The organism is Arthrobacter sp. 05N429 (assembly GCF_056397045.1).
Window position 1 is genome coordinate 377,776 of sequence record NZ_JBFTMQ010000002.1, and the last position, 15,169, is coordinate 392,944.

16 protein-coding genes are annotated in these 15,169 nt (G+C 66.5%); 6 read left to right on the forward strand and 10 right to left on the reverse strand.

The window, feature by feature from the left end; all coding sequences use genetic code 11:
- Window positions 1-7: 7 nt before the first annotated feature.
- Both AC1DF4_RS05665 and AC1DF4_RS05670 read right to left on the reverse strand, forming a co-directional pair.
- Window positions 8-1,345: an MFS transporter gene (locus tag AC1DF4_RS05665; protein ID WP_476911959.1), complete on the reverse strand. Its 1,338-nt coding sequence runs from the start codon at window positions 1,343-1,345 to the stop codon at window positions 8-10.
- Between the two features lie 120 nt (window positions 1,346-1,465).
- Window positions 1,466-2,224, reverse strand: a complete 759-nt coding sequence (locus AC1DF4_RS05670; RefSeq protein ID WP_476911960.1) for a LamB/YcsF family protein — start codon at window positions 2,222-2,224, stop codon at window positions 1,466-1,468.
- Window positions 2,225-2,332: 108 nt separating this feature from the next.
- Between AC1DF4_RS05670 and AC1DF4_RS05675 the strand changes: the two genes are divergently transcribed.
- The 5 genes from AC1DF4_RS05675 (at window position 2,333) to AC1DF4_RS05695 (ending at window position 7,303) form a co-directional block, all read left to right on the forward strand.
- Window positions 2,333-3,121 carry a GntR family transcriptional regulator gene (locus tag AC1DF4_RS05675; protein ID WP_476911961.1) on the forward strand — a complete coding sequence of 263 codons (789 nt, stop codon included), beginning with the start codon at window positions 2,333-2,335 and terminating at the stop codon, window positions 3,119-3,121.
- A 200-nt stretch (window positions 3,122-3,321) separates the two neighbouring features.
- Window positions 3,322-4,347 (forward strand): LacI family DNA-binding transcriptional regulator, encoded by a 1,026-nt coding sequence (locus AC1DF4_RS05680; RefSeq protein ID WP_476911962.1) that lies wholly within the window; start codon window positions 3,322-3,324, stop codon window positions 4,345-4,347.
- An 80-nt stretch (window positions 4,348-4,427) separates the two neighbouring features.
- Window positions 4,428-5,375, forward strand: a complete 948-nt coding sequence (locus AC1DF4_RS05685) for a ribokinase (RefSeq protein WP_476911963.1) — start codon at window positions 4,428-4,430, stop codon at window positions 5,373-5,375.
- Window positions 5,376-5,383: 8 nt separating this feature from the next.
- A complete protein-coding gene (locus AC1DF4_RS05690; RefSeq protein ID WP_476911964.1) occupies window positions 5,384-5,854 on the forward strand; it encodes an RpiB/LacA/LacB family sugar-phosphate isomerase in 471 nt (156 codons plus the stop codon).
- 81 nt (window positions 5,855-5,935) lie between these two features.
- The gene (locus AC1DF4_RS05695) at window positions 5,936-7,303 is read left to right on the forward strand and encodes an MFS transporter (protein ID WP_476911965.1); all 1,368 of its coding nucleotides are present in this window, start codon (window positions 5,936-5,938) and stop codon (window positions 7,301-7,303) included.
- An 86-nt stretch (window positions 7,304-7,389) separates the two neighbouring features.
- Here AC1DF4_RS05695 and AC1DF4_RS05700 read toward each other — a convergent pair whose 3' ends face one another.
- The 8 genes from AC1DF4_RS05700 to AC1DF4_RS05735 are packed head-to-tail and all read right to left on the reverse strand — an operon-like array spanning window position 7,390 to window position 13,499.
- Window positions 7,390-8,442, reverse strand: coding sequence for a HoxN/HupN/NixA family nickel/cobalt transporter (locus AC1DF4_RS05700; protein WP_476911966.1), 1,053 nt, complete (start codon window positions 8,440-8,442; stop codon window positions 7,390-7,392).
- A complete protein-coding gene (locus AC1DF4_RS05705) occupies window positions 8,442-9,308 on the reverse strand; it encodes an urease accessory protein UreD (protein ID WP_476911967.1) in 867 nt (288 codons plus the stop codon). The genes AC1DF4_RS05700 and AC1DF4_RS05705 overlap by 1 nt, the downstream gene beginning before the upstream one ends.
- Window positions 9,305-9,922, reverse strand: coding sequence for an urease accessory protein UreG (gene ureG / locus AC1DF4_RS05710; protein ID WP_476911968.1), 618 nt, complete (start codon window positions 9,920-9,922; stop codon window positions 9,305-9,307). The genes AC1DF4_RS05705 and ureG overlap by 4 nt, the downstream gene beginning before the upstream one ends.
- A gap of 33 nt (window positions 9,923-9,955) precedes the next feature.
- Entirely contained in the window at window positions 9,956-10,645 is a 690-nt protein-coding gene (locus AC1DF4_RS05715) for an urease accessory protein UreF (RefSeq protein WP_476911969.1), read from the reverse strand.
- Window positions 10,626-11,108 carry an urease accessory protein UreE gene (gene ureE / locus AC1DF4_RS05720; protein WP_476911970.1) on the reverse strand — a complete coding sequence of 161 codons (483 nt, stop codon included), beginning with the start codon at window positions 11,106-11,108 and terminating at the stop codon, window positions 10,626-10,628. Before ureE ends, AC1DF4_RS05715 begins: the two co-directional genes overlap by 20 nt.
- Window positions 11,109-11,127: 19 nt before the next feature.
- On the reverse strand, window positions 11,128-12,873 hold the full coding sequence (gene ureC / locus AC1DF4_RS05725; RefSeq protein ID WP_476911971.1) for an urease subunit alpha: 1,746 nt from the start codon (window positions 12,871-12,873) through the stop codon (window positions 11,128-11,130).
- Entirely contained in the window at window positions 12,870-13,187 is a 318-nt protein-coding gene (locus tag AC1DF4_RS05730) for an urease subunit beta (protein WP_476911972.1), read from the reverse strand. Before AC1DF4_RS05730 ends, ureC begins: the two co-directional genes overlap by 4 nt.
- A gap of 9 nt (window positions 13,188-13,196) precedes the next feature.
- The gene (locus AC1DF4_RS05735; protein WP_476864435.1) at window positions 13,197-13,499 is read right to left on the reverse strand and encodes an urease subunit gamma; all 303 of its coding nucleotides are present in this window, start codon (window positions 13,497-13,499) and stop codon (window positions 13,197-13,199) included.
- A 177-nt stretch (window positions 13,500-13,676) separates the two neighbouring features.
- On the opposite strand from AC1DF4_RS05735, the gene AC1DF4_RS05740 reads away from it, so the two are divergent.
- Window positions 13,677-15,134 carry an MFS transporter gene (locus AC1DF4_RS05740; RefSeq protein WP_476911973.1) on the forward strand — a complete coding sequence of 486 codons (1,458 nt, stop codon included), beginning with the start codon at window positions 13,677-13,679 and terminating at the stop codon, window positions 15,132-15,134.
- Window positions 15,135-15,169: the final 35 nt, after the last annotated feature.

The window sequence follows — 15,169 nt, forward strand, 5'->3', positions numbered from 1 at the left end:
GCGCCGCTTAGGCGTGGGCTTCCTGCAGGAGCCGCTCTTCTTCCTTGGTCTGCGGGTTCCGGCCCAGGGCCAGGCCGACGACGGTCACGATCGAGGCGACCGCGAGGTAGCCGGCGATCAGGTACCAGTTGCCGGTGGCGGCGTAGAGGGCGGTGAATACCAGCGGTGCGACGGCGCCGCCGATGACGCCGGCCAGTGTGTAGGCCAGCGAGCTGCCGGCGTAGCGCAGCCGGACGGGGAACTGCTCGGTGATGTAGGCAGCCTGCGGACCGTACATGAAGGCGTGGAAGGCCAGGCCGATCACGACGCCGAGGGTGAGCATGGCGACAGACTTGCCCTGGATCATGAAGAAGAACAGCGGGATGTAGAGCGCGGTTCCGACGGCGGCGATGCCGTAGACGAGGCGGCGGTTGAAGCGGTCAGTGAGGGCGCCGGCAAAGGGAATCAGGCCCAGCTGGAACGCGGAGCCGATCAGGATGGCGGAGAGGACGTTGCCGGTGGTCATGCCCAGTTCCTTGGTGGCGTAGACGGCCACGAAGACGGTGAAGAGGGCGTAGAGCACGTCGGGGCAGACGCGGGAGAGGGCGGCGGCCACGAGGGCGCGGGGTTCCTTAGTGAAGACCTCCTTGATGGGGGCCTTGGGCTGCTCCCCGTGGGCCTGGATGGCCTTGAAGACAGGGGTTTCTTCGAGCTTGAGCCGGATGACCAGGCCGAAGACCACCAGGAGGGCGGAGGCGAGGAAGGCTACGCGCCAGCCCCAGGAGAGGAAGGCCTCGTCGCTGAGGGTCGCGGCGAGGATCGCCAGGACACCGTTGGCCATCAGGTTGCCGGCCGGCGGGCCGATCTGCGCGGCGGAAGACCAGAAGCCGCGCTTGTTGGCGTCACCGAATTCGCTGGAGAGCAGGACGGCACCGCCCCATTCGCCGCCGACGCCGATGCCCTGGGCCAGGCGCAGCAGCACCAGGATGATGGGTGCGGCGACGCCGATGGTCGCGTAGCCCGGCAGGAGGCCGATCAGCACGGTCGCGATGCCGATCAGCATCAGGGTGAAGACGAGGACGTACTTGCGGCCGATCTTGTCACCGAGCCGGCCGAAGATGACACCGCCGATGGGGCGTGCCAGGTAGCCCACGGCGAACGCGGAGAAGGACAGCAGCAGGCCGACGAACTCGTTGTTGCCGGGGAAGAAGACCTTGGGGAACACCAGGGCCGAGGCCACGGAGTAGATCGCGAAGTCGTAGTACTCCAGGGACGTGCCGGTGAGGCTCGCGGCGTAGGCCTTGAGGGCGCCGGCCGGCACCTTCCTTTTGCTGGCGGCCGGGGTGGCCTGGTGCGGTGCGGTCATGATTTTCCTCCAGGGTGCGGAATGCTGCCTGTGCTGGGTGGGTGTGGTGGAGCGGCGCCGGTTCGATCACGCGGTGCCGGTGAAGCGGTGGTTTCGGCCGGGTTGGACGAAAGCGCCGGGTTAGACGAAGGCGGCCGTGCTGATGCCGGCGGCAGTGAGGGCCTCGCGGACTGCGGCGGCCATGGTGACGGCTCCCGGGGAGTCGCCGTGCACGCAGATGCTTTCCGCGCGGATCTTCAGGATGGAACCGTCGATGGTGCGGACGGCTGATTCGGTGGCCATGCGGAGGACATGCTCCGTGACCTCCGCGTTGTCGTGCAGGACGGCTCCGGGCAGCGCCCGGGATACCAGGGTGCCGTCCGGGTTGTAGGCCCGGTCCGCGAAGGCTTCGGTCACGGCGCGGAGCCCGGCGGCCTCGGCCAGCCGAAGCACTTCCGAGCCCGGCAGGCCCAGGATGGGCAGGTTCGGATCGACGGACTTTACGGCGTCGACGACGGCCCTGGCCTGCGCGGTGTGCGCCACGATCGCGTTGTAGAGGCCGCCGTGCGGCTTGACGTAGGTGACCTTGCCGCCTTCCGCGGCGGCCAGCGCCTGCAGCGCACCGATCTGGTAGACGACGTCGTCCGCGAGTTCGATCGGGTCGATGTCCAGGAAGCGGCGGCCGAAGCCGGCCAGGTCGCGGTAGCCAACGTGGGCGCCGATCACGACGCCGGCGGCTACCGCCTCGCGGCAGGTCCGGCGGATCACGCTGGGATCGCCGGCGTGGAAGCCGCAGGCCACATTCGCGCTCGAGACCGAGCGGAACATCGCTGTGTCGTCTCCCAGGCTCCAGCGGCCGTAGGACTCGCCGACGTCGCTGTTCAGGTCGATGGTTGCCATTTGTGATCCTCGTCTCATTGATAGCCCCCTAACTAGAATGCACTAAATCTACGGATTGTTCAACAATCCTTCGATTCCACGATGTGACGATCGTGTAAATTCTGAAGTATGACGAGCCCCGAAGCAGGAACCAGCGGAATCTCCGGCGAGACGTTGGCCAGGCCTGCCCGCGCCGCAGCGAAGCGGGCCGGGACGAAACAGGCAGGTGCCGGCGGGGCCGGAACCGCGCTCGGGGCCGCACTCGGTGCGGCGGCCCGGCTGCGGGTGGCCATCCCCTCGGTCGCGGACCGGGTGGCGGCGGAACTGCGGCTGCAGCTGGCGGAAGGTCTGCTGCTGCCGGGCGCCAGGCTCACCGAATCGACCATTTCCGAGGAATTGGGCGTCTCCCGCAACACCGTCCGCGAAGCCTTCGCCGAACTCGCGGCCGAACGGCTCGTGGTCCGGCAGCCGAACCGGGGGGTGTTCGTCGCGAGCCTGGGGCCGGGCGACATCCACGACGTCTACACCGTGCGCCGCTTCATCGAAGTAAGTGCCATCCGCGGCGGCGGCAGCCCCGAACGGGTGGCGGCGGTCCGGGCCGCAGTGGAGGAAGGCCGGGCCGCGGCGGCCGTCGACGACGAGGAGGCGCTGGGCAACGCCAACCAGCATTTCCACGGGGCGATCGTGGCGCTGGCCGAGAGCCAGCGCCTCAATACGATCATGGCCCAGGTCCTCGCCGAGATGCGGCTGTTCTTCCACAAGGCCACTGTCGACGCGCATTTCTACCGCAGCTACCTCGACGACAACGAGGAAATCTGCAAGGCACTCGAAGCCGGCGAGCTGGACCGGGCCGGCAGGTTGCTGCTGGCCTACCTGGACCGCTCGGAAGAGAAGCAGAGCACCGTCCACGGGGACTGAGCGCGCCGGATCGGAACCGGCGATGCGAGCTCCGCGGCCACCTCGGCCCCCGCATTCACGACCGGTGCACGTCCAAAATCTCGCCGGAGACTCTTAATCATTGACACAACGTAATACCCGTCACATAATTATGGAACCGATTCCATGGAATCGATTCCATGAGCAGTTTCAAAGGCAGTCCCACAACGAGGTGCGCAGCAGTGACAGGACCATCCATCACCATCAAGGACGTGGCGGCACTCGCCGGCGTCTCGCCGGCCACGGCGTCACGGGTGCTGTCCGGAAACCCGGCCACGTCGCCGCAGTCCAGGCAGAAAGTGGCCGCAGCCGTCACTGAGCTCGATTTCCACCCCAACGCCCAGGCGCGCGCACTCCGTTCCACCAGGACCAATGTCATCGGACTGCTCGTGTCAGATGTGCGCAACCCGTTCTTCGCCGACCTTGCCCATGCAGCCGAGCAGGCCGCCCTCGCCGAGGGACTCGTCACCCTGCTGGGAAACGCCAACGAGAGCATCCCGCAGCAGGACCGGTACCTCGATACCTTCATCTCACAGCGTGTTGACGGTGTGATCGCCGCACCCCAGGGCGAAGGAAGTTCCAGCCTTCGCGCGCTGCTGGAGCGGGACATACCCACGGTGTTCGTCGACCGGACCGTCGATGGGATCGACGTGCCCAGCGTGACCACAGACAGTGATTCCGGCATCCGCCAGGCTGTGGAGCACCTGGCCGGGCAGGGTCACGAGCGGATCGGTTACATCGCCGGCCCCCAGACGACGTCCACCGGGCGCGAGCGTCTCCGGTCCTTCTCCCGGGCCGTCAAGGAGATGGGGCTCAGCAGCGATCCCGCCTTGACGTACTTCGGTGACTTTCAGTCAGCCAGCGGCTCGGCCGGAGCCGAACACCTGCTGGCTCTCCGGCAGCCCCCAACCGCGATGCTGGCCGCGGACAGTCCCATGGCAGTCGGCGCACTGGCCACGTTGAACCGGAAGGGCCTGCGCATCGGCCGAGACATGGCCCTTGTCGCTTTCGATGACATCGAGTGGTTTTCACTGCTGGACCCGCCCCTCACTGTCATCTCGCACGATGTGGAAGCCATGGGCCGAATTGCGGTCGGGCTGCTGCTCGACGTCATCGACGGACATCGGCCGGAATCGGTCGTCCTCCCCAGCGAACTGATCATCCGCGCCTCCTCCGTGGCGCCAGCTACCAGCCTGGGCCAGCCGTGAGCGCGGCCCTTTCCCCCGCCGCCCGGATTCTCGAATTGCGGCGCGGGGCACCGTCCGACACCACCGAAGGAGCAGGTCCCATGAGCACGGTTTTTGTGGTCGGAAGCCTCAATATCGACCAGAACGTCCGCGTCAGTTCATTACCCCGGGCAGGCGAAACTGTTCGGGGCACGGACGCCACGTTCAGCCCGGGCGGCAAGGGCGGCAACCAGGCTGTTGCGGCCGCCCGCGCCGGCGCCCACGTGAAATTCACCGGAGCAGTCGGGGACGACTCCCACGGACGCCGGATTCTCGACGTGCTGTCCGGGGCGCACATCGACCACGCAAAGTTGCGGATCGTCAGCAACGCCCCCACGGGGACGGCGATTATCGCCGTCGACGACCGCGGGGAGAACCAGATCATCGTCAGTCCGGGGGCAAACTCCAGCCTCACCGCCGAAGACGTCGAAGCCGGCCTCGACGCCATGCAGTCCGGCGACGTGCTGGTCCTGCAGCTGGAAATCGCGGCGGCGCTGGTCCGGCAGGCAGCCGCCATCGCGCAGAGCCGCGGTGCCTTCGTCATTCTCAATGCCGCCCCCGCCCCCCGGCAGATCGACGGCCTGCTCGACGACGTCGACCTTCTGGTGGTCAATGAACAGGAGATCCGGGCCGTGGCGGAGATCTCCGGAATGCCGCCGGGGAACCATCTGGAGCTCGTCCAGTCACTTCCACCGGTTCTCGGGGCGGCAATCGTCTGCACTGTGGGCGCGGAAGGGTCCTTCACGGTTCTCGACGGCGGCCTGGTGCATGTGCCCGCGCCCACCGCAGCCGCCGTCGATACCACCGGCGCCGGTGACACCTTTGTCGGCTACCTCGCCGCTTCCCTTCTGGCCACGCCCGGGGACCTTGCCGCCGCGATGCGTCTCGCAACCGGCGCTGCCGCTTTGGCTGTCACACGCAGCGGCGCTATGGAATCGATTCCATGGCGGGTGGAACTGCCAGCCGCCACGGCTTCCGCCACATTGCCCACCAACTTCGTTTCGAACTAAGGAGACCCATGAAAATCGCACTCGGCAACGATCACGCCGGCTTCCCCCTGAAGGCGTTTGTCCAGTCAGTCCTGGAAGACCTCGGCCACGAGGTCATTGACTGCGGGGCCCCCAGCGAAGCCCCTGTCGATTTCCCGGACATCACCCGCGCCACCTGTGAGCTTGTGAAGTCCGGCCACGCAGACAGGGTGGTACTCGTCTGCGGGACTGGAGTCGGTGCCGTCATGGCGGCGAACAAGATCCCGGGGATCCGCTGCGCGCTGGGGCACGATGTCTACTCGGCCCACCAGAGCGTGGAACACGACGACGCGAACGCCATCGCCATGGGCGCGTGGCTGATCGGCCGGGCCACCGCCAAAGAAGTCCTCCAGTCCTTCCTCGACGCGAAGTTCGACAACGACGAGGACACCATTCGGCGCGTCCGGAAGCTGCGCGAAATGGAACTAGAAGGAGCCCGGGAACTGGCCGCAGAAATCTGACCGGCCGGCCCCACCAGAACTTCACCTGGCCTTCGGCATGCCGCCCAAGGCTGTCCAGCAATATCAAAGGAGATATAGAACATGACGGCAGAAATCACCGATCGGCCGCGCCAGGCCGCCCAGGGCTCCCCCGGGAAGATCAAGACAGCCATGGCCTCGGCCGCCGGAACCTGCGTGGAAAACTACGACTTCGTCGCCTACGGCACGGCCGCGGCCCTGTACTTCGGCAAGGTCTTCTTCCCCAACACGGACCCCGTGGTCGGAACGCTCCTGGCCTTCGCCACCTTGGCGGTGGGATTCCTGATGCGGCCCATCGGCGGAGCCGTCGGCGGATACCTCGGCGACAAGTACGGCCGCAAGCCCGTGCTCGTCGGCGCGCTGCTGACCATGGGCATCGCCACCGTCCTGATCGGCTGCCTCCCCACCTACGCGCAGGTCGGCATCGCCGCGCCCATTCTGCTGGTCATCATCCGGATGATCCAGGGCCTCGCCTTCGGTGCCGAATGGGGCGGCGCCGTCATGATGACGTTCGAGCACGCACCCTGGAAGCAGCGCGGGCGTTTCGCCGCCATCCCGCAGGCGGGCAACCCGCTGGGCATCACCCTGGCCAACGCCGCGTTCCTGCTCTCCGCCTCCCTGCAGACCGACTGGGCCTGGCGGCTGCCGTTCCTCGCCAGTTCCGTCCTGATCGTCGTCGGCCTGGTTGTCCGGATGAAGCTCGAGGAATCCCCCGAGTTCGAACACACCAAGGCTATGGGCGCAATCGTCAAGAACCCGCTGACCACCGTGATCAAGAACGACTGGCGGAACATCCTGCGGGTGATCTCACTGCGGATCGTGGAGAGCTGCGCGTACTACGTGACGGCCACTTTCCTGCTGTCCTACATCGCGAAGAACAACCCCGACGACCGGGCCATCGGCCTCACCGGCATTGTGATCGCCAGCCTGCTTGCCATCCCGGTCACACTGATCGCCGGCGCGCTGACCGACCGCATCGGCCGCCGCAAGCTCTACCTCGGCGGAACCATTGCCGTCATTGCCTTCGGTTTCCCGATGTTCCTGCTCAGCAACACCGGCAACCCGTTCCTGATCGTCCTGGCGTTTGTGATCGGCATCGGCATCATCCACGCGACGTTCACCGGCACGCAGGGCGCCTGGTTCGCGGAGCTGTTCCGGACCAACACCAGGACCTCCGGCGCCTCCATCGGCTACCAGGTCGCCGCCTCGATCTCCGGATTCGCGCCCTTCCTGGCCGTGCTCCTGGCCTCGGTCTTCGGCTGGGCCGGCGGCGCCTCGCTGTACGTCCTGGTGGGTGTCATCGGCTTGATCGGCGTGCTGAACACCCGCGAAACCTGGGGCGCCAAGGAAAAGGCTGAAGTCGACGCCATCATCGCCGGCGAGCCGGTCGGCGTCGCCGCTGACCGGTCGGAGGCTTCCTCCGTCCGCTAGAGCTGTCACCAAGCGGCCCGTGCCCTCCCGTCCTGGGCGGGCACGGGCCGCTTTCGTTGCGATTGCCGGCCCGGGCCGCAGGCTGGCTAGTTCCCCCGGCGTGAGGCGGGCAGCCGCCCGCGCACGGAAGCCAATCCCCAGACCATCAGCAGGCAGGCGACCAGCAAGAGACCTGCCTCGCCCAGGTCGATCCCGCCCAGCCAGGTAGTGACCGGATCCTCGAGCCCGAATGCTGCGTTAAAGAAGCCGCCCAGGGTGATGAACGAAATAAACAGGGCCGACACGGCGGAGATGCCGGTGATCAGTGCGTTGAAGCCCAGGCGCCGTTGGGGGTTGTGGATGGCGGAGCTGTACATCCGCATCATGGCAACGCCGTTGGTGGTGTCGCACAGTGTCATGGCCGCGGTGAATGCCAGCGGAAGCGCCAGGAGCGCCAGCGGGGAAACTCCTGCCAGGGAGGCCGCCGTCGCCGTGACCAGCAGCCCGATGGTGGTGGCGGTGTCGAACCCCAGGCCGAAAAGGAACCCAAGGACGTAGATGTTCCGGGGCCGCTGGACTCCGGCCAGAGGCTTCGCCAGCAGCCGGGCAACGAATCCCCCGGCCTCCAGGTCGTCGTCGCGCACGTCTCCGCCGCCCTGCACGCTCCGGTAGGCCCTCGCGGCCCGGAGGAAGGCGGATCCGTTGAACAGCCCCATGGCAAGCAGGAAAATCCCGGAGACGCCGCTGCCAATCAGTCCCAGCACGAGGTTTCCGGTGGTGCCGTCCTCCATGAACTGTCCCACCATCGCGGCGCCGCCCACCACAAGGACCCCGGCCAGGATCACCACGGAACTGTGGCCAAGGCTGAAAGCGAAGCCGACGCTCACCGGGTCCTTCCGCTGGGCCACGAACTTCCGGGTCGAATTGTCGATGGCGGCGAGGTGGTCCCAGTCGTAGCTGTGCTTGATGCCGGCCATATAGGCAGTCAGCACCAGGCCAAGAGCCAGCGGCTCTCCCGCCGTCACCAGACCGGCCAGGAGAAGCACGACGGCGGCCGCGTGCAGGGCAATGACGGCGCCGAAGGTCACCAGCAACCTGGTCCGCAGCGGGAGCTGCTCGCGCTGTCGGTACATGGCGGCGAACTCGGTCAACGTCGTCATCAGTATTTCCTTAGGTCCAGGGGCGCCGTGCCATGCCACCGCTGACGGAGCAGGGCACTGCACGCGCCCAGCAGCCTGTTGAGTTCTTCGGTGCTGTTCGAGAGGGACCGGAGAACAACGCCGCTGATGCCATCAACTGTGGCAGTCAGGGAGACTCCTGTGTAGGCGTCGTGCCCGTCGGTCAGCACATGCAGTTCGTCGGCGAGTGCCTGGTCGACGCGGCGATCGACAACGATCAGTGATCCCACATGGCTGAAGCCCTCCATGAACCCCAGGCCGGTGACGTCGTGCTGCGGCGGCCGGATCAGCAGGTTGTCGAGCGCCAGCAGGCCGCCGGATTCGATCTGGATTTCGGTCCGGAGCCGCAATTCCTCGTAGCGGAACGACGCCCCGTCCGGCGACCAGCCGGGGGTGATGACCTCGGACATGACCAGGCTCGACGTCGGGTGCAGGGTGATGTGGGTGTTCTGCCGGTAGCTGGCCTCCCGGTAGGCGATCACCTGGTCCGGAGCCAGCTCCAGCTGCGCCCCCGCCCCCAGCCGCAGGCGCATCCGCTGCTCGGCAAACGAACCAGGTGTCCGGTAAATCTTGGTGGCCGACTGCGTAGTCAGCAGCAGCTTCGCACCCTCCGCCACCTCCACATCAATGACATAAAGGTCGGCCCCCAAATACGCCCCGCCAGGATTCACCACCACATAACAAACCTGCCCCGAATCATCCAGATAATGCGGCCGCAAAACCCGCAAGGCGCCTTGATGAAACTGACGCACCGCCACCGACCGCCCACCACGCTCGGCGACCAGCAAAGCAAGCTCCCCCATGGGTGCTTCGACAGCGGGAGGCTCAAGGGCCGCCGTCGTGCTCATGACGCCAGATCGAGCATCAGGACATCGCGCCGCACCCATTCGATGACGCGCTCCAGCCCTTCGTCGGTCTTGAGGTTCGTGAAGCAGAACGGCTTGCCGCCCCGGAATTCCTTGGAGTCCCGCTCCATGACGGAGAGGTCCGCGCCGACGTGCGGTGCGAGGTCGGTCTTGTTGATGATGAAGAGGTCGGACTTGATCATGCCCTGGCCGGCCTTCCTCGGGATCTTCTCGCCCTGGGCCACGTCGATGATGTAGATGGAGAAGTCCACCAGTTCGGGGCTGAACGTTGCGGAGAGGTTGTCCCCGCCGGATTCCACAAAGATCACCTGCAGGTCCGGGTGCCGTTTCTTCAGCTCCTCGATGGCCGCGGTATTCATGGACGTGTCCTCGCGGATGGCGGTGTGCGGGCAGCCGCCGGTTTCCACGCCGATGATCCGGTCGATCGGGAGGATCCCGTTGGCCGCGAGGATCTTGGCGTCCTCGATGGTGTAGATGTCGTTGGTGATGGCGGCCATGGAGATGTCCCGGCTCATGTGGCGGGTAAGACGCTCCACGAGTTGCGTCTTGCCGGCACCCACCGGGCCGCCGATGCCTATTTTGATGGGTTCAGACATATTCTTCTCCAGACATATTTCTTCGGTGTGCGGTCAGCTCATGAACATGCGGGCACGCTGTCGCTCGTGCCGCATCTGCGAAATTTCGAGTCCGGGACTGACCGCGCCAAAGTCGGACCGGTCCAGGTGTCCGGCGCGTTTCACCGCGGCAGCGACGTCGTCGGACGCTTTCCGCAGCAGCCGCTGGCCGGCGTTCTGGCCCAGCGGGATCGCCCGGACGGCGTTCTGCGTCAATGACGTGACCGTGGCGAACAGGTAGGCGGTCAGGGCCTCGGCGAACGGGATACCCAAGGACCGGGCGACGACGGCGAACGCCAGCGGCTGATGGCCGGCGGCGCGGCCGGAGCCCACCAGCTCCCGGTATTCCGCCAGCTCAGGGGACGGAAAGATCTCGGCGCCGATCTCCAGCAGCCGGCCACCCATCTTGATGCTGGCCTCGCGCAGCTGCCGCGGCAACAGCTGTGCTGTCAGCAGCGAATCCAGCTCCGCTAGCGGGTCACCCTCGTAGAGGAACCGGATCGCCAAGGCGTCCGAGCAGGTCAGCTGCTGCGATGTGAACGCGGCCAGCCACACACCGAACGACGCCTCATCCCGCACCAGACCGCGCTCGATGTATGTCTCAAACCCGAGCGAGTGGGCAAAGGCCCCGGTAGGCAGCGCGGAATCCGTCAGCTGCTGCAGCGCGAGCTGGTAGGACGCCGGGCTAGTGCGAGTGTTCGGCATGGCGGAAGGGGACGGGCATCACGCGCTCCTGGCGGTCGTAGGGCGCTCCGACGTGTTTCAAATAGTCCTCCACTGTGTGGTCGTACTGGCAGACCATCACCTCGGCCCCATACTCCGAGGACGCATCGAAGAACTGGGCCTGCAGGTGCCGGTTGCCCAGGGAGTGCGCCACCACGCCCATCTCGTGGATGGAGCGCGGCGCGATCACGAGGACATCGGTGGGCAGCAACGACACGACGATCATGTTGGTCCCGGCCACGTGCAGGATGTCGCCGTCGCGCAGGTCCCCGGAACCGGCGGGGAGACGGATGCCGAGTTCCTTCCCGTGGTCGGTGGTGACGCGCTGGATGCGTTTGACCAGCTGGGCGCTGGGCAGCACCACCTTTTCCCGGTGGAGCCCAAAGTACGGGTCTGGGCCGGGAGGGAGGTCGTGGGTGTTGCCGAGGACCTTTTCGATGATCATGCCTGTCTCCTCCGGGAGCCTAGAAAAGGAAGTAGCGCTGCGCCATGGGCAGCACGTCTGACGGTTCGCACGTAACGTCCTCGCCGTCGACCGTCACCTGATACGTTTCCGGGTCCACCTCGATCTCCGGGGTGGCGCCGTTGTACTTGAGGTCCGCCTTGGTGAGGCTGCGGATGCCGGACACCGGCCGGATGACCTTCTCCAGTCCGAGCTCCGCCGGGACCCCGGCGTCGATGGCGGCCTGGGAGAGGAAGGTGATGGAGGACTGCTGCAGGGCCTTGCCATAGGCGGCGAACATGGGCCGCATGGTGCGCGGCTGTGGGGTGGGGATGGAGGCGTTGGCGTCCCCCATCAGCGCGTAGGCGATCTGCCCGCCTTTGAGCACCAGTTCCGGCTTGACCCCGAAGAACGCCGGATCCCAGAGCACCAGATCCGCGAACTTTCCCACCTCCACCGAGCCGATGGAGTCCGCCATGCCCTGCGCGATGGCCGGGTTGATGGTGTATTTCGCCACGTAGCGTTTCAGGCGGAAGTTGTCGCTCTCGGCGCCCAGGCCCGACTCCGCCCCGTGCTCGCCTCCGTCCGGGTCTTTCAAGACACCCCGCTGCCGCTTCATCTTGTCCGCCACCTGCCACGTGCGGATCACTACCTCGCCCACCCGGCCCATGGCCTGGGAGTCCGAGGAGGTGATCGCGAAGATCCCCAGGTCCTGCAGCACGTCCTCGGCGGCGATGGTTTCGGCGCGGATGCGGGAGTCCGCGAAGGCCACGTCCTCCGGGATGTCCGGGTTGAGGTGGTGGCAGACCATAAGCATGTCCAGGTGCTCTTCGATGGTGTTGCGGGTGTACGGCAGCGTGGGGTTGGTGGAGGCCGGCAGGACGTTGGGCAGCCCGGCGATCTTGATGATGTCCGGGGCGTGCCCGCCGCCGGCGCCCTCGGTGTGGAAGGTGTGGATCACGCGGCCGTCGATGGCCCGAATGGTGTCCTCCACGAAGCCGCACTCGTTCAGGGTGTCGGTGTGGATGGCCACCTGGACGTCGAACTCATCCGCGACCTGCAGCGAGGTGTCGATCGAGGACGTCGTCGAACCCCAGTCCTCATGGACTTTCAGCCCGATCGCGCCGGCGCGGATCTGCTCGGCCAAAGGTTCGACGGCGGACGCGTGCCCCTTGCCGAACAGGCCGATGTTGATGGGGAGCCCTTCGGCGGCCTGCAGCATCCGCTGGATGTGCCACTTGCCGGGCGTGACGGTGGTGGCCTTGGTGCCTTCGGCCGGGCCGGTGCCGCCTCCGATCATCGTGGTCACTCCGCTGCAGAGGGCGGCGGGAACCTGGTCCGGGGAGATGAAGTGGATGTGGGAGTCTATGCCGCCGGCGGTCAGGATCTTCCGCTCGCCGGCAATGATTTCGGTGCTGGCCCCGATCACGATGTCCACGCCGTCGGTGATCTGCGGGTTGCCGGCCTTGCCGATCCGGAAGATGTGGCCGTCCCGGAGCGCCACGTCGGCCTTGTAGATCCCGGTGTAGTCGAGGATCACGACGTTGGTGATGACGGTGTCCGGAATGTTTCCGTCCCTGGTCAGCTGGCCGTTCTGCCCCATGCCGTCGCGGATCACCTTGCCGCCGCCGAAGACGACCTCCTCGCCGTAGACAGTGAGGTCCTTCTCGATCTCGAGGAAAAGCTCGGTGTCGGCGAGGCGGATGGCGTCGCCCGTCGTCGGGCCGTACAGGTCCGCGTACTGCCTGCGGGACAATTCGAAGCTCATCTCCGTCCCTCCAGAGTGCCGTTGACCGCGTTGCTGAGGCCGTAGACCTCGCGCCGGCCGGCCAGTTCGATCAGCCGGACGGTCTTGCTGTCCCCCGGCTCGAAACGGGCCGCCGTGCCCGCCGGGATGTCCAGGCGCCGGCCGTAGGCGGCACGCCGGTTGAACGACAGGGCGGCGTTCGCTTCGGAAAAGTGGAAGTGCGAGCCCACCTGCACGGGACGGTCACCGGTGTTCGTCACCACGACGTCGATCGCCTCACGCCCCGCATTGACCGGCACAGGCTCCGGGCCGAGAACGTACTCTCCGGGAATCATTGTGGGCTCCTAACGGATCGGATCGTGGACGGTGACGAGCTTGGTGCCGTCCGGGAACGTGGCTTCAATCTGGACGTCGTGGATCATCTCCGGCACGCCCTCCATGACGTCCTCGCGGCCGAGCAACGTGGTGCCGTGGCTCATCAGGTCCGCGACTGTCCGGCCGTCCCGGGCACCCTCGATCAGTTCGTAGCTGATGATGGCCACCGCCTCCGGGAAGTTCAGCTTCAGTCCGCGCGACTGGCGGCGGCGGGCAAGGTCGGCCGCGACCACGATCATGAGCTTTTCCTGCTCACGGGGCAGCAGATGCATGACGGAATCCCTTCACACCGGCGGTCACGGGGGCCTTGCGGCGCCGCGGTGTTGCCAGCGTAGACGGGGAACGTTTCCTGCAGGTTTCCTTACGTCACAAACTGGTGCCGGCATGCTCACCACCCGACCGGCCGGCGGCCGTGTCCGTGCCTGGAAGTTGTCAGTACACTGGGACGCATGACCGAGCAGGAACCGGCCCCGCCAGGGGCCGCTGCGGCTCCCGACTACAACGTTGACCTCCGCGAGGACGTGGCCGACAGCCCCATGCCGGTCGCCATCGACACGACGTTGCGCAGTCCTGCGCAACGGTCCCGCACCTTCGCCGGGATCCTGGTGAACACCGCGCTGGCCAACATCACCACCAGCTACCTGTGGTTCGCCTTGACGTTCTGGGTGTACCTGGAGACGCGCAACGTGATCGCCACCGGGGTAATCGGCGGGGCGTACATGCTGTTGATCGCCCTTTCCAGCATCAGCTTCGGCACCTTCGTGGACCGCTACCGCAAGCTGGCAGTGATGCGCTTTGCCGCCGGATTCACCCTTGTGATGTTTGTGCTCGCCGGGGTGATGTTCCTGCTGACCCCCACGGCCTGGCTGCTGGACCTGGCACAGCCTTGGTTCTGGGTCTTCGCCCTGATCATCCTGGTCGGTGCGGTCGTGGAAAACATGCGCAACATTGCTCTCTCCACCACGGTCACCATCCTGATCGAACCGGATCGCCGGGCCAACGCCAACGGGCTGGTGGGCATGGTGCAGGGACTGATGTTCATCGTCACCTCGGTGCTCTCCGGACTCTCGGTCGGGCTGCTGGGCATGGGCTGGACGGTCGCCGTCGCCGTGGTGCTCACGGCGCTGGCATTCGCGCACCTGCTCACGCTGCGCATGCCAGAGGAAGTGCGCGCTGCCGCCACGGACGCGCACGGCGGATTCGACCTGCGCGGCTCCCTCGCAGCCGTGCTGGCCATTTCCGGACTGTTTGCGCTGATCCTCTTCTCCACGTTCAACAACTTCATCGGTGGCGTCTACATGGCGCTGATGGATCCCTACGGCCTGGAGATGTTCCCCGTGGAGCTGTGGGGGACGTACTTCGCGGTGGGCGCCACCGGGTTCATCGTGGGCGGCGCGCTGATCGGCAAGTTCGGGCTCGGGTCCAACCCGTTGCGTACTATGCTCATCGCGGTGGTCCTGATGGGGGTCCTCGGTGCGGTGTTCACGCTTCGTGAGTGGGCCTGGCTGTACATTGCCGGCATCTGGCTGTACCTCGTCCTGGTCCCCTTCGTGGAGGCCGCCGAGCAGACGGTCATCCAACAGGTGGTGCCCCTGAACCGGCAGGGCCGGGTTTTCGGATTCGCCATGGCATTCGAGTCTGCGGCAGCGCCGATCACCGCGTTCCTCATCGCACCGATCGCCCAGGTCTGGATCATCCCGTACGCGCGCTCCTCTGAGGGTGCCGCCCAGCTGGCCCCGCTGCTGGGCGAGGGCACCTCCCGCGGCATCGCCCTGGTGTTCCTGGTGGCTGGGATCATCATGATCGTGGCCGCGTTGCTGGCCTTCCTGACCCCCGTCTACCGCCGGGTCTCGGAGTCGTATGCGCGGACGGCTGCAGAAGCGTCAGAGACGGCGTCTTCCGGATAGGCCCGGCAGACGCCGTCGGCGCCAGCTGACGCCGC

Bases quoted from the DNA above. Each gene is read 5' to 3' on its own strand.
- AC1DF4_RS05665 (WP_476911959.1), bottom strand. From the start codon at position 1,345: ATGACCGCACCGCACCAGGCCACCCCGGCCGCCAGCAAAAGGAAGGTG.
- AC1DF4_RS05670 (WP_476911960.1), bottom strand. From the start codon at position 2,224: ATGGCAACCATCGACCTGAACAGCGACGTCGGCGAGTCCTACGGCCGC.
- AC1DF4_RS05675 (WP_476911961.1), top strand. From the start codon at position 2,333: ATGACGAGCCCCGAAGCAGGAACCAGCGGAATCTCCGGCGAGACGTTG.
- AC1DF4_RS05685 (WP_476911963.1), top strand. From the start codon at position 4,428: ATGAGCACGGTTTTTGTGGTCGGAAGCCTCAATATCGACCAGAACGTC.
- AC1DF4_RS05690 (WP_476911964.1), top strand. From the start codon at position 5,384: ATGAAAATCGCACTCGGCAACGATCACGCCGGCTTCCCCCTGAAGGCG.
- AC1DF4_RS05695 (WP_476911965.1), top strand. From the start codon at position 5,936: ATGACGGCAGAAATCACCGATCGGCCGCGCCAGGCCGCCCAGGGCTCC.
- AC1DF4_RS05700 (WP_476911966.1), bottom strand. From the start codon at position 8,442: ATGACGACGTTGACCGAGTTCGCCGCCATGTACCGACAGCGCGAGCAG.
- AC1DF4_RS05705 (WP_476911967.1), bottom strand. From the start codon at position 9,308: ATGAGCACGACGGCGGCCCTTGAGCCTCCCGCTGTCGAAGCACCCATG.
- ureG (WP_476911968.1), bottom strand. From the start codon at position 9,922: ATGTCTGAACCCATCAAAATAGGCATCGGCGGCCCGGTGGGTGCCGGC.
- AC1DF4_RS05715 (WP_476911969.1), bottom strand. From the start codon at position 10,645: ATGCCGAACACTCGCACTAGCCCGGCGTCCTACCAGCTCGCGCTGCAG.
- ureE (WP_476911970.1), bottom strand. From the start codon at position 11,108: ATGATCATCGAAAAGGTCCTCGGCAACACCCACGACCTCCCTCCCGGC.
- ureC (WP_476911971.1), bottom strand. From the start codon at position 12,873: ATGAGCTTCGAATTGTCCCGCAGGCAGTACGCGGACCTGTACGGCCCG.
- AC1DF4_RS05730 (WP_476911972.1), bottom strand. From the start codon at position 13,187: ATGATTCCCGGAGAGTACGTTCTCGGCCCGGAGCCTGTGCCGGTCAAT.
- AC1DF4_RS05735 (WP_476864435.1), bottom strand. From the start codon at position 13,499: ATGCATCTGCTGCCCCGTGAGCAGGAAAAGCTCATGATCGTGGTCGCG.
- AC1DF4_RS05740 (WP_476911973.1), top strand. From the start codon at position 13,677: ATGACCGAGCAGGAACCGGCCCCGCCAGGGGCCGCTGCGGCTCCCGAC.